The 12,400-nt window shown below is 64.1% G+C and carries 13 protein-coding genes; 3 read left to right on the top strand and 10 right to left on the bottom strand.

From position 1 onward, the window contains the following. Window positions 1–95 precede the first annotated feature (95 nt). The 3 genes from LB525_RS03630 to LB525_RS03620 all read right to left on the bottom strand — a co-directional run bounded on the left by LB525_RS03630 (window position 96) and on the right by LB525_RS03620 (window position 2,633). A complete protein-coding gene (locus LB525_RS03630; RefSeq protein WP_224543461.1) occupies window positions 96–662 on the bottom strand; it encodes a TIGR02281 family clan AA aspartic protease in 567 nt (188 codons plus the stop codon). 208 nt (window positions 663–870) lie between these two features. Beyond that, window positions 871–1,500 carry a uracil phosphoribosyltransferase gene (gene upp / locus LB525_RS03625; RefSeq protein ID WP_027165262.1) on the bottom strand — a complete coding sequence of 210 codons (630 nt, stop codon included), beginning with the start codon at window positions 1,498–1,500 and terminating at the stop codon, window positions 871–873. Window positions 1,501–1,658: 158 nt separating this feature from the next. After that, complete coding sequence (locus tag LB525_RS03620) at window positions 1,659–2,633, bottom strand: adenosine deaminase (RefSeq protein WP_224543460.1); 975 nt, start codon at window positions 2,631–2,633, stop codon at window positions 1,659–1,661. Window positions 2,634–2,801: 168 nt separating this feature from the next. On the opposite strand from LB525_RS03620, the gene ubiE reads away from it, so the two are divergent. The 3 genes from ubiE (at window position 2,802) to coaBC (ending at window position 6,744) form a co-directional block, all read left to right on the top strand. Next, on the top strand, window positions 2,802–3,578 hold the full coding sequence (gene ubiE, locus LB525_RS03615; protein ID WP_224543458.1) for a bifunctional demethylmenaquinone methyltransferase/2-methoxy-6-polyprenyl-1,4-benzoquinol methylase UbiE: 777 nt from the start codon (window positions 2,802–2,804) through the stop codon (window positions 3,576–3,578). 43 nt (window positions 3,579–3,621) lie between these two features. Beyond that, complete coding sequence (ubiB, locus tag LB525_RS03610; protein WP_224543456.1) at window positions 3,622–5,196, top strand: 2-polyprenylphenol 6-hydroxylase; 1,575 nt, start codon at window positions 3,622–3,624, stop codon at window positions 5,194–5,196. Between the two features lie 72 nt (window positions 5,197–5,268). Further along, the gene (gene coaBC, locus LB525_RS03605) at window positions 5,269–6,744 is read left to right on the top strand and encodes a bifunctional phosphopantothenoylcysteine decarboxylase/phosphopantothenate--cysteine ligase CoaBC (RefSeq protein ID WP_224543455.1); all 1,476 of its coding nucleotides are present in this window, start codon (window positions 5,269–5,271) and stop codon (window positions 6,742–6,744) included. Between the two features lie 49 nt (window positions 6,745–6,793). Here coaBC and LB525_RS03600 read toward each other — a convergent pair whose 3' ends face one another. From LB525_RS03600 to LB525_RS03570, 7 genes are all read right to left on the bottom strand, one after another. Further along, on the bottom strand, window positions 6,794–8,260 hold the full coding sequence (locus tag LB525_RS03600) for an MFS transporter (protein ID WP_224543454.1): 1,467 nt from the start codon (window positions 8,258–8,260) through the stop codon (window positions 6,794–6,796). A gap of 222 nt (window positions 8,261–8,482) precedes the next feature. Continuing rightward, on the bottom strand, window positions 8,483–8,959 hold the full coding sequence (locus LB525_RS03595; protein WP_224543453.1) for a DUF992 domain-containing protein: 477 nt from the start codon (window positions 8,957–8,959) through the stop codon (window positions 8,483–8,485). A 223-nt stretch (window positions 8,960–9,182) separates the two neighbouring features. Next, window positions 9,183–10,034 (bottom strand): tetratricopeptide repeat protein, encoded by an 852-nt coding sequence (locus LB525_RS03590; RefSeq protein WP_224543452.1) that lies wholly within the window; start codon window positions 10,032–10,034, stop codon window positions 9,183–9,185. Window positions 10,035–10,166: 132 nt separating this feature from the next. Then, window positions 10,167–10,433, bottom strand: a complete 267-nt coding sequence (gene rpsU / locus LB525_RS03585; protein ID WP_027165252.1) for a 30S ribosomal protein S21 — start codon at window positions 10,431–10,433, stop codon at window positions 10,167–10,169. Between the two features lie 179 nt (window positions 10,434–10,612). Beyond that, window positions 10,613–10,999 (bottom strand): SET domain-containing protein, encoded by a 387-nt coding sequence (locus tag LB525_RS03580; protein ID WP_095766271.1) that lies wholly within the window; start codon window positions 10,997–10,999, stop codon window positions 10,613–10,615. A 110-nt stretch (window positions 11,000–11,109) separates the two neighbouring features. Then, a complete protein-coding gene (locus LB525_RS03575; RefSeq protein WP_224543451.1) occupies window positions 11,110–11,868 on the bottom strand; it encodes an SDR family oxidoreductase in 759 nt (252 codons plus the stop codon). Window positions 11,869–11,970: 102 nt separating this feature from the next. Next, complete coding sequence (locus LB525_RS03570) at window positions 11,971–12,339, bottom strand: YrdB family protein (protein ID WP_224543449.1); 369 nt, start codon at window positions 12,337–12,339, stop codon at window positions 11,971–11,973. Window positions 12,340–12,400: the final 61 nt, after the last annotated feature.

Raw genomic sequence — 12,400 nt, 5'->3', positions numbered from 1 at the left:
TTCGCGGAAACGGTGAACTGCTCTATCCTTTGTGGCTGACGCAATTCCGGACGGAAAACCGCTGCGCACTTTTCCTGGAATTGTTTACGTCGGATTTACTGAACGAGCAGCAGCGAGCCGTCCTGGACCTGGTATTTCTGCAACCGCTGCAGGAAGCTCATGCCGATCAGGTTGGTCTGCAGCGCCCTGTCGTCGAGCACCATCGCCTGGACGTTGTCGACCGAGATCTTGCCGATCTGCAGGCGGTCGACCGTCACCACGGCGGCCTTTACCGCGCCGTTGGCGGTGCTCACCGATCGATTGAAGTCGGACGGATTGAGCGAGACGCCGATCCTGCGCGCCGTCGAGGTGTTGATGGCGACCAGCGTCGCGCCGGTGTCGATCATGCCATCGATCTGGCGGCCATTGAGCTTGAACTGCGACGTGAAGTGGCCGCGCGCATCGGCGTTGACCAGCACCTGGCGGCCGAGCGGCATCGGCGCGGCTGGTTTGTTCGGGACCGAAGCGAGATTGACCAGGGGCTGAGCCTCCGGGGCTGCCGGCTGCGGGGCGACGGCCGATTTCAGCAGGCCGTCCACCAGATGCGGGTTAGCCTGATAGACGATCGGAATCGAAGCCGAAGTTCCGGCAAAGATGCCGAGGATGAGAAGCTTGCGCAGCATGGATGCCCCTAAAGCGTTTTCACCGTTTCACGAAAACGTTGAACCGCTCTTATCCCTTTGGTTTGGAGCAATCCCGAAAGGAAAACCGCTTCACACTTTTGCTGGAATTGCTCCCGAAGGCCTCCATCCTTATGCCGATATGGTGTGTGCGACTTTAACGCGTGTGGGAAACCGCAAGCTTGCGTAAACGGCCAGTTAAGAACGGCGCTCACTTTGTGCCGTACATGCGGTCGCCGGCGTCGCCGAGGCCCGGCATGATGTAACCCTTGTCGTTCAACTGCCGGTCTATCGAGGCGGTGAAGATCGGCACGTCCGGATGCGCCTTGGTGAAACGCTCGATGCCTTCGGGGGCGGCAAGCAGGCAGAGGAAGCGGATGTTGGTGGCGCCGCGCCCCTTCAGCTTGTCGATCGCGGCGATCGCGGAATTCGCGGTCGCCAGCATCGGATCGACGACGATCACCAGGCGGTCGGCAAGATCGCTCGGCGCCTTGAAGAAATACTCGACCGCTTCAAGCGTCTCGTGGTCGCGGTAGAGGCCGATATGGGCGACGCGCGCGGCCGGCACCAGGTCGAGCAGGCCCTCGAGCAGGCCGTTGCCGGCGCGCAGCACCGAGGCGAAGACCAGCTTTTTGCCTTCCAGCGTCGGTGCCTCCATCTCCTCGATCGGCGTCTCGATCATGGTCGTGGTCAGTTCGAGATTGCGGGTCACCTCATAGCCGAGCAGCAGTGAAATCTCGCGCAGCAGCCGCCGGAAGCCGGCCGTCGAGGTCTCCTTCTTGCGCATGATGGTCAGCTTGTGCTGGACGAGGGGATGGTCGACGACGGTGACGCCCTGCATGATGTGCTCCGACGGGGTAGTAGTCAGTAGTCAGTAGTGAGTAGTGAATAGTGAGCCGATTTGCGAGTCCTCGCCTGGGGAAAGCTCCGGCCTTCAACCGACCTATGCGCGCTCGGCCAAATGCATAACTACTGACTACCGACTACTCCCCTACTCACTCACCGCACCTTCGCGTCCAACCGGCTTAGCAGCACCGCCTTGGTCTTCTTGTCCACGAAGGCCGCTTCGATAGCCGTTCTGGTGATCCCGGCGAGCGCCTTGTCGTTCAAGGCGAAATGCTCGGCGGCGATATCGTATTCGCGCTTCAGCGAGGTCCAGAAGTAGGGCGGGTCGTCGGAGTTGAGCGTCACCTTGCAGCCGGCTGCGCGCAGCGCCGGAAAGGGATGGTCGGCGAAGCTGTCGAATACTTTCAGCGCGATATTGGAGCCCGGGCAGCATTCCAGCACCACGCCTTCGGCGGCGATGCGGCGGACCAGGTCAGGGTTCTCGATGGCGCGAACGCCGTGGCCGATGCGGGAGGGGCGGATGTGGTCGAGAGCCGCCGCCACACTTTCCCAGCCCATCAGCTCGCCGGCATGGATGGTGATGCCGAGACCCGCTTCGCGCGCGATCTCGAAGGCGCGGACATAATCCTCGAAGTCGCCGATGCGCTCGTCGCCGGCGACGCCGAAACCGGTCACCAGCGGGTGGCCGCAGCGTGCCGCGAAGCGCGCCGCCTGCTCGATCGCCTCGACCCCGACATGGCGCACGCCGGTGACGATCATGCGGCCCTCGATACCGGTCTTGGCCTTGGCGCGGGTCATGCCTTCGCCCAGCGCATCCGTATAGGCTTTTGGCGACAGGCCGGCCTTTTTGGCATGGTCCGGCGAGGTGAAAATCTCGGAATAGATGGCACCGTCGCGGGCGAGGCTGGTCAGATAGTAGTCGGCGAGGCGGGCATAGTCCTCCTCCGTGCGAAACAGGTCGGAAGCGAAATCGTAAGCCGCGAGAAACGAGGTGAAGTCCTGCCAGACGAAGGAGCCGTCCCGGATGTAGGGCGAAGGGTCCTTGCCGTATTTGCGGGCTTGGGCGACGACGAGCTCGGGCGCCGCCGCCCCTTCGATGTGGCAGTGCAGTTCGGCCTTCAAAATCATGCGGTCATCCCGTCCGATATGCTGCTCTCGCGCGGATTCTGGCCGGAAAATCATGCGTGGCCTTTCCCTGCCGCGTTTTGAAGGCGCGGCCGAAAACCGCGCCTTGGACAATAGCGTCGGCACCATCGATCGGCTATGGTCCCGCCGGTTTTATGGCGGATCAAAATAATGTCGGTTGAGAGAACCACGGCCGCGGGCGGCATGGAAACCTCCTATGGTTTCAGGAAGGTCGGGGAAGGCGAGAAGCAGCCCCTGGTCAACGACGTCTTCCATAAGGTGGCCAATCGGTACGACCTGATGAACGATCTGATGTCGGCCGGGTTGCATCGGCTGTGGAAGGACGCGACGGTCGCCTGGCTCAATCCGCCGAAGCGTGCGGGCTGGAAGGTGCTCGATGTTGCCGGCGGCACCGGCGATGTCGCCTTTCGCATCGTGGAGGCCAGCCAGCGCCAGGCCCATGCCACGGTGCTCGACATCAACGGCTCGATGCTGGCCGTCGGCCGCGACCGCGCCGAGAAGCTGGGGCTTGCCGCAAACACCGACTTCGTCGAGGCCAATGCCGAGGAATTGCCGTTCGAGGACGACAGCTTCGATGCCTATACGATTGCGTTCGGTATACGCAACGTGCCGCGCATCGAGGTCGCTCTTGACGAAGCCTATCGGGTGCTGAAGCGGGGCGGACGGTTTCTGTGCCTGGAGTTCTCCGAGGTTGACATGCCGCTGCTCGACAAGGCCTATGAGGCCTGGTCGTTCAACGCCATCCCCAAAATCGGCAAGGCGGTGACCGGCGATGGCGAGCCCTATTCCTATCTCGTCGAATCGATCCGCAAGTTCCCCAATCAGCAGAATTTCGCAGCAATGATCACCCGCGCCGGCTTCGACCGCGTCACCTTCCGCAACTATTCGGGCGGCATCGCCGCCCTTCATTCCGGCTGGAAGCTTTGAGGCGCGGCACCTTGCAGCAGGCCGCTTTGAAGCAGGCAGCGCTATGAGCAGCGTCGCTGCCGCCTTCAGGCTCGCCAGGGCCGGCTGGGTGCTGGTCCGCGAGGGCGTCGTCGCGGCGCTGCCGGGCGAAGAGCTTTCCGGAATGCCGAAATTCGGCTGGCGCGTGGCGCGGCTTTTCACCCGCCGCCGGGCGCTGAGCTATCAGCGGGGCGACAGGCTGGCGCGGGCGGTGGTGCGGCTCGGACCTTCCTACGTCAAGCTCGGCCAGTTCCTGGCGACGCGGCCCGATGTCGTCGGCAACGACATGGCGCTGGACCTCGCGCTCTTGCAGGACAAGATGCATACCTTCCCGAGAGCGGAGGCGGTCCATGCGATCGAAGCCTCGCTCGGTCGCAGGATCGACGATCTCTATTCGAGCTTCGGCGAACCGGTGGCGGCGGCCTCTATCGCGCAGGTGCACGGCGCCGAAATCGTGCGCGAGGGTAGCGCTTCGCAGGTGGCGGTGAAAGTTATCCGGCCCGGCGTGCGGCACCGCTTCTTCCAGGATCTCGAAAGCTATTTCCTTGCCGCCCGCCTGCAGGAGAAATACATCCCCGCGTCGCGTCGCCTGCGCCCGGTCGAAGTGACCGAGACGCTGGCACAGACCACCAGAATCGAGATGGATCTGAGGCTCGAGGCAGCCGCGCTTTCCGAACTCGGCGAGAACACCAAGGACGATCCGGGCTTCCGCGTGCCGGCGGTCGACTGGGAGCGGACCGGCCGCGATGTCCTCACCATGGAGTGGATCGACGGCATCAAGATGAACGATCTCGCCGGTCTTGCCGACGCCGGCCACGACCTCAAGGCGATCGCCGCCAATCTGGTCCAGTCGTTTCTCAGGCACACGTTGCGCGACGGCTTCTTCCATGCCGATATGCATCCTGGAAATCTGTTCGTCGAGGCGAACGGCACCATCGTTGCCGTCGATCTCGGCATTGCAGGTCGGCTCGGCAGGAAGGAGCGCCGCTTCCTCGCCGAGATCCTCTACGGCTTCATCGTGCGCGATTATCAGCGCGTCGCCGAGGTGCATTTCGAGGCGGGCTACGTGCCGCGCCAACACAATGTCTCGGCCTTCGCGCAGGCGATCCGCGCCATCGGCGAGCCGATCCACGGCCAGTCGGCGGAGACCATCTCGATGGCGAAGCTGCTGACGCTGCTGTTCGAAGTCACCGAGCTGTTCGATATGGCGACGCGGACTGAGCTGGTGCTTTTGCAGAAGACCATGGTGGTTGTCGAAGGCGTCGCCCGCACGCTCGATCCGGCCTTCAACATGTGGAAGACGTCCGAGCCTGTGGTCAGCGACTGGATCGCGGGCAATCTCGGCCCGCGCGGCATGCTCACCGACGTGCGCGACGCGGGCAGAGCCCTTGTGTCGCTGGCAAGGCAGGCGCCGGATCTTGTGGCCCGCACCGAGCGGCTGTCGCGCGAGATCGATTTGATGGCGGAAAACGGCCTGCGCTTCGACGAAGCGACCGCGCGCGCGATAGGCAGGGCGGAAGCGCGCCACACCCGCTCCGGTCGAGTCGCGCTGTGGGTGATCGCGCTGACGCTGGTCTATATCACTTGGAAGTTGCTCTGACTGCCATGCGGCTTGTCGCCGGTTGATTGCATTGCTATCATTGCAAGCGCTACCTCACGCGAGTGCAATCACATGGCCAGCATCACGATCCGCAATCTGGATGACGAGGTGAAGGACCTGCTCCGGCAACTCGCGGCCGAAAATGGCTGCTCGATGGAGGAGCAGGCACGAGCGATGATACGCGCCGCGGTCGAAGGCCGGGCAGGGCAGGCCGACCGCATCGGTCAGATCGAAGAAAAGCTGCGTGCGCTGACAGGCTCAAAGGAGCGGGCGGCGCCGATTGTCGCCGCATCCGCCAAAACAGTTTCGCGAGGTTCTCTTTCCGGCAAGCGCATCCTGCTCATCATCGGCGGCGGCATTGCCGCCTACAAGACGCTCGACCTGATCCGGCGGTTGCGCGAGCGGGGCGCGTCGGTGCGGGTGGTGATGACGTCGGCCGCGCAGGAATTCGTCACCACGCTGTCGGTCGGCGCGCTTTCGGCCGACCATGTCTTCACCGAGCTGTTCGACCGCAAGGACGAGCACGATGTCGGCCATATCAGGCTGTCGCGCGAGGCCGATCTGCTGGTTGTCGCGCCGGCCACCGCCGACCTGATGGCGAAGCTCGCCAACGGCCATGCCAACGACCTCGCCTCGACGGTGCTTCTGGCCACCGACAAGAAGGTGCTGATGGCGCCGGCGATGAACCCGAAGATGTGGGGGCATCCGGCAACGCGGCGCAATCGGGCCACCTTGCAGAAGGACGGCGTCGCCTTTGTCGGCCCCGCCAAGGGCGAGATGGCCGAAAGCAACGAAGCGGGCGAGGGCCGCATGGCCGAACCGCTGGAGATCGTCGCTGCCATCGAGGCGATGCTCGACGAGAAGCCGAAACTGCTTGCCGGGCGCCGGATCATCGTCACCTCTGGTCCGACGCATGAGCCGATCGATCCGGTGCGCTACATCGCCAACCGCTCCTCGGGCAAGCAGGGCCATGCCATCGCGGCCGCGCTGGCTAAGCTCGGCGCTGATGTCAGGCTTGTCTCCGGCCCGGTCACCGTCGCCGATCCGGCCGGTGTCGCGACCACCCACGTCGAAACGGCCGCGCAGATGAAGCAAGCGGTCGAGAGCCTGCTGCCGGCGGATGCCGCCGTGTTCGTTGCCGCCGTCGCCGACTGGCGCACGCAAAACGCCGCCGGCGAGAAGATCAAGAAGGTTGTGGGCAAGGGACCGCCTTCGCTGCGGATGGTCGAGAACCCCGACATCCTCGCCGGCATCGGCCATCACGTTCAGCGGCCCAGACTCGTCGTCGGCTTTGCCGCAGAGACACAGGACCTCATCGCCAATGCCGAGGCGAAGCTCAGGAAAAAGGGCGCGGACTTCATCGTCGCCAATGACGTTTCGCATGAAAGCGGCATCGGTCCATCCGGCGTGATGGGCGGCGACCGCAACAAGGTGCGCATCGTGTCCAGGACCGGCGTCGAGGAATGGCCGGAAATGGGCAAGGACGAAGTGGCGGCGCGGCTCGCCGCGCTGATTGCCGAGCGGCTGCAGCAGACTGTGGTCGTCTGAGCCCGAGCGGCAAGCCGGCGCCTCGGCCGCGGCCGCCGTGACATCCCCGTCAACCCGCTGCCAATCTCGCGCGGTTTGTCGCTGAAAATATCCTCAGCGCCGCCAGGCAGCCGAACACGCCGAGGGGCACGAAGGCCAGAAACAGCCAGCTGGCGACGCCTGCGGCCGCTTCACGGCTCAGACCTTCCGAGAAGCCGCTGGCATTGGCGACGATGCCGGCAAGCGCTGCGCCTACCGCATAGCCGATGCGCTGCATGGTCGGCACGGCGGCCGAGGCGATGGTCTGCTCACCGTCGCGGGCCGAGGCGACGATGACGCGCGTGAGGAAGGGCCAGCAAACGCCGAAGCCGCCGCCCTGCAAAAGGGCGCAGAGCAGGATCAGCGGGATCGAGCCTGCCGGGATTGTGTAGGCGAAGCCGGCGAGGCCGGAGGCGATCATCAAGGCGCCGACGACGATGATCAGCCTCTCGCGCTCCAGCGGTGCATTGGCGATGAGGATCGACAGGATCGACCAGGCGATCGATTCTGCGGCGATGATGTAGCCGGTGGTCAGGATCGGAATGCCGTGCAACGTGGTCAGAAGCAGCGGCCCGTAAATGGTGAAGGTGCAGGTCGCCATGGAGAATGCCGCAACCATCGTCATGCCGCTGCCAAGCGGCGAGCGCCATGAAAACAGAGGCGACGGGAAGAGCCGGGATTGCGGTCTAAGCGCATCCACGTGGAAGAAAAGCGCTAGGCCGGTCAGGCCGAGGAAGAGGAGCAGCGACGAGCGCAACAGGGCGATATCGATGCCGGCGGCGGCGATCAGCACGACGCTGAGGGCGAGACAGGCAAGCGCGGGATAGGGAAAGGGCGGTGCCTTGCCGCCGCTCGCCTGCGGCTTCCTCGCTTCAGGCGTGTCGAGCACGACGAAGCTTGCCAGCGCCATCGCCGCGCCGCCGAAGGTGAATACGCCGAAAGCCCATCGCCACGACAGGAATTCGGTCATGAGAGCGCCGAGCATCGGGCCGCTGAAGGCGGCGACGCCCCAGATCGCGGACATGATGCCGAAGAGCTGCGGCCAGATGTTGCGTGGAAACAGGCGCTCGACCGAGACGAAAGCCAGCGATACCAGCGCGCCGCCGCCAAGCCCTTCGACCAGACGCCCGATGAGGAACAAGGGCATGGAAGGCGCCGCGGCGCAGATCAGCGCGCCGGTCGCGTAGAGCAGGGCGGCGACCATCATGTTGGAGCGCAGGGCGACATAACTGACCAGCCGGCCCGCAGCGGCGCCGGCGACGATCGCGCCGAGCTCGTAGATCGCCAGCGACCAGCCGACCAGCTGGACGCCCGCCAGTTCGCCGACCATGGCCGGCATCACCGTCGCCACCATTGTTTCGTTGGTGGCATGCAGCAGGATGCCGAGGCTGACGAAGCAGAAGCGCGCCAGATCGCCACTTGCCCACAGCGCCCGCCAATCCACCCTCTTGCTGGCCACCCTGTTGCTGGCCACCTTGTTGCCGCTCGCTGCCGTCACGCCGATCTCCTGCTTGTTTTGCGCACCTCATCCGCGTTGCGAACGAGGGGCAAGATCCAGTTCGGCAGGGCTTGTAGAACCTCAAGCGCAGTTGAGCTCAAGAGGCTTTTTCGCGGATTTCGAGGCAAGCCACCATTGGCGCCGAAGGGCTTTCCAAAGCACTCGGCCCGGAACAGATGTTCCGGGCCGAGTGCGGCGCAATGAATTTGAAAAGCCGAGGGCTCACTTATAGGAGTGGACGAGGTCCAGCGACGCTACGGTGACGGCCAGGTTGAGGCCGGTCTGCGCCTGGACGCTGAGCGGCTCCAGCATGAAGGCGCTGTCCAAGCCGCCGACCAGGACGTTGGCGCCGCCGCCGGTCACCACGCTCGCCTCGGCGTTGACGCCGTAATAGCTGCCAGCGAGATCGCCCGCGTCATGGCTGCGGGTGGCGGCAAGCACCGCCCAGACGAGCTGGCCCTGATGCGTCTTGCCGACGTCGACGCCAAGCTTGGCGATCATCCCGGTATAAATCTCGGCCGGGCCGTGATGGGAAGGGCGGAAGACGCAGGAGACGCCCTTGTTCGACGTGATGACATAGCCGACACCGCCGTCGATGGTGCAATCGAGCGTGCCGAGCCGGAGCGTGCCGGCGCTGACCGGAGAAGCGAGGACCGTGGCGGCGAGCGCGGCAGCGGCACAGGCAAGTGTCTTGATCATTGGAAAGTCCCTTTCGCGAAAATCTGGCCCCGACTTAAACGATCGAGGTGCACGGAGCGTTCCGCCGAAACTTTGACGCGAACATGGCAAGGGTTAACGCATTGCCCTGGGCGGTTAACGGATCGCTATCGGCGTCTCCGCAGCGCATCATCGCGGCCGCCGACGGCGACCGGAAACGACGCCCAAGCGCCGTGCAATACACCCTTCCCGCGTCGGCTTGAGATCAGCTGGCGTTGCCGCTGGTGCGCGACAGACCGTCCTTGGCCGGCTGGTAGTTGGGGTCGAGGTGGACAGCCTCGCGGTAGGACTTGGCGGCCCTTCCCTTGTCGCCGCGCTTTTCGTAGATCAGCGCCTGGTTGGCCCAGGCCTCGGCGTTCTTGCCGTCGAGCTTGATGGCCATGTTGAAGTCGGAGAAGGCGTTGTCCTCGTCGCCTGTCGCCAGATAGGAGAGGCCGCGGCCGTTGTAGGGCTCGGCAGCGTCCGGCGCCAGCGAGATCGCGGTCGAGAAATCCTCGATGGCGAATTTGTGCTGGCCCTGGCTCTGATAGATCAGGCCGCGATTGTGGTAGGCGCGGGCATCGGTGGTGTCGAGTTGGATCGCCTTCTGGAAGTCGTTGAAGGCATCTTGGGTGCGGCCCGCCTTGCGGTAGAGATTGCCGCGGCCGATATAGGCTGCGTCGTAGTTGGCGTTGATCTGGATCGAGCGGTTGTAGTCGGCCAAAGCGGCTTCCTGATTGCCGAGGAAGCGCTGGATCAGCGCGCGATTCGAATAGGCCTGGTAGAAGTTCGGATTGAGCTGGATCGCCTGGTTGAAGTCCTTGAGCGCCGCCTGGTACTGGCCGCCGCGGCCATAGGCCGAGCCGCGCACGTTATAGCCCTCGGGATCCTGTGGATTGCGCTGGATGACCGCCGAAAGCGAGGAGATGTTCTCGCTCGACGCCTGCGCCTTGTCGATCGAGTTGAACTCACCCGTCGGGGTCGTCTGGCATGCTGCAAGCGTCAGACCCGAAAGCAGGGCCGCCGTCAGGGCGAAGCCGCGAAAAGCGGTTTTGCGCTCCACGGTAATTGCGTTCATCTTTGTCCTCACTGCCGCAGCGCCGTCAGTCCGTTCCCTCTCCGAACCGGCTCCAATACATAAACAAAAAGGTGGCGGCGATTCCGCATCGCGCCACCCTCGGTATCCTTCGAAAAGGACGAAAAATAGGCGTTATGAGCGCGGCGAGCGCGATGCGCCGGCGGCACCAGCCGGAGCCGGGCGCGGGGTCATCGGCAGCAGGCCTTCGCGCTGGGCGCGCTTGCGGGCCAGCTTGCGGGCGCGGCGCACGGCCTCGGCCTTCTCGCGGGCACGCTTTTCGGACGGCTTCTCGTAGTGACCGCGCATCTTCATTTCGCGGAAAATACCTTCGCGCTGCATCTTCTTCTTCAGCGCGCGAAGCGCCTGATCAACGTTGTTATCGCGGACGAGTACCTGCACGGGCAATCCTGTCTTCGGGTTTGAAATCATTAGGCAAACAGCCATAGCTGACATGCCTCCGCGGCGAATTGCACCGCGAATTGTGGCGGCTGATAGCAGAATCAGGCTGGGATGTCCACCTCCGATTGCGCGAAACGGCGATCAAAAACCCGAGCGCTGCGCCCGCATGTTTGCTCGCGCTACGCGGTCGCCAGATGGTGGCGCGCAAAGTCCTCGAAAAACTCACCATAATCGCAGGTGATTTCCTCGCCTGCAGCGATGTCGCGAATGGCTGTGGCGCCGCCATACTGCGAGAAATCCGTGTTCGGCCGCTCCGAATGGTTCATGAAGCGGCCATTGTCCACCTCATAAACCATGAAGCCGGGCTTGTCCGGGCTCGGATAGGCATAGCGGTCGAGCAACTCGCGCAGATGCGGCGGCGCCGCCTCATATTTATCCATCGGGATCAGCCGGTCGAAATCCGGATCGAGGCGCCAGATCGAAGCGCCCTTACGGATCGGCTCGGCGGCGAAGACCCCGACCCCTTCGATGGCGCTCTGGGCAACATAGGTTCTGATCAGCAGCATCGTTCCGGTCCGATTTCGACGGAAACGAAAATCGTCAAAATGAACGGGAATGCAAGGCCGCATCGCCAACATTTTGGCGGATGGGCATGTCTGTCGTCTGCCAAAATAGATCATGTCCGGTTGATCGAGACACCGCCATCGGCAAACAGCGCGGTTCCGGTGGTGAAGCTCGACGCATCCGAGGCAAGGTAAAGCGCGGAGCGGGCGATCTCTTCCGGCTGCGCCATGCGCTTCAAAGCATGAATGCCTTCGACGAAAGCGCGCGCCTCGGGCGTGGTCGTGGTTGCGCCGGGCGTGTCGGTGCCGCCGGGCAGCAGTGCGTTGACGCGCAGCCCTTGCGGACCGTATTCGGCAGCGAGCACTTGCGTCAGGCCGATCAGTCCGGCCTTGGCAGCGGCGTAGGCCGCCATGCCCGGCATGCCGGCGGTGTAGCCGACGAAGCTCGAGGTGAAGATCAGGGAGCCGCCGCCGCGCTCCAGCATGGCCGGTATCTGGTGCCTTGCGGCGAGGTAGGCGCTGGTCAGATTGGTGTCCATCGTCGAGTGCCAGGTGGCTGGCGCTATATCGGTCACCGGTCCCATCACGCCGACGGCGCCGGCATTGTTGAAGGCGATGTCGAGGCCGCCAAACCTTGCGACGGCGAATTCGACGAGCGCCTTCGCATAGGCCTCCTCCCTCACATCGCCGGCAAGCGCAGCTGCCGTGCCGCCGGTCGCTTCGATCTCGCCGACGAGCACGTCGAGCTCGGCCTGACGCCGAGCCGCGACGACCAGGGATGCGCCTTGCTCGGCAAACAGTTTGGCGGTGGCGCGGCCGATGCCGGAGCTCGCGCCGGTGACGATGGCGACCTTGTTTGTAAGGGTGAACATGTCTTTGCATCCTTCCTCTGTACCGGGCTTGCCGGTGGTTGGATGCTTGGTCGCAGATGAGGATTACGGCGGCCACCCGAAACCGGCAAAGGCGCCATTGCCCTACTGCCGCAACAGCCAAGCCAACCGATCCAGCGAGAAGGCGTAGCTGAAGGCAATCAGCAGAGCCATAACGATGCCAATGGCCGCGTGACCGGTCAGATAGAATCCCGCGGCGCCGCCGCACAGGATGACGAGTTCCAGCGCCAGCCTGAGGGCGCCGGGCACAGGCACCGGAGCTCGACCCGACCGGCTCGGATCATTGAGCACGGCGAAAGTGCCCCACAGCACCGCCGCGACGAGCGGCAAGGCGACGGCAAGAATCCAACGGCTTAAACCGACAGCAAAGCTCCAGCCGACCATGCCGAGCCCAAGCAGCGCTGCAAGTTCCAGCAGGAAGCGCAGGGTCAGATTCCACCAGGCATTACCCATTGTCGTCCTCCAGCATCACGCGGCAGGAGTGTCGCCGAACGGAATCTCGGAAGCCAGAGCA

The organism is Mesorhizobium sp. CA16 (assembly GCF_020165175.1).
Classification (GTDB): Bacteria; Pseudomonadota; Alphaproteobacteria; order Rhizobiales; family Rhizobiaceae; genus Mesorhizobium.
This window is presented reverse-complemented; position numbering and strand designations above follow the sequence as displayed.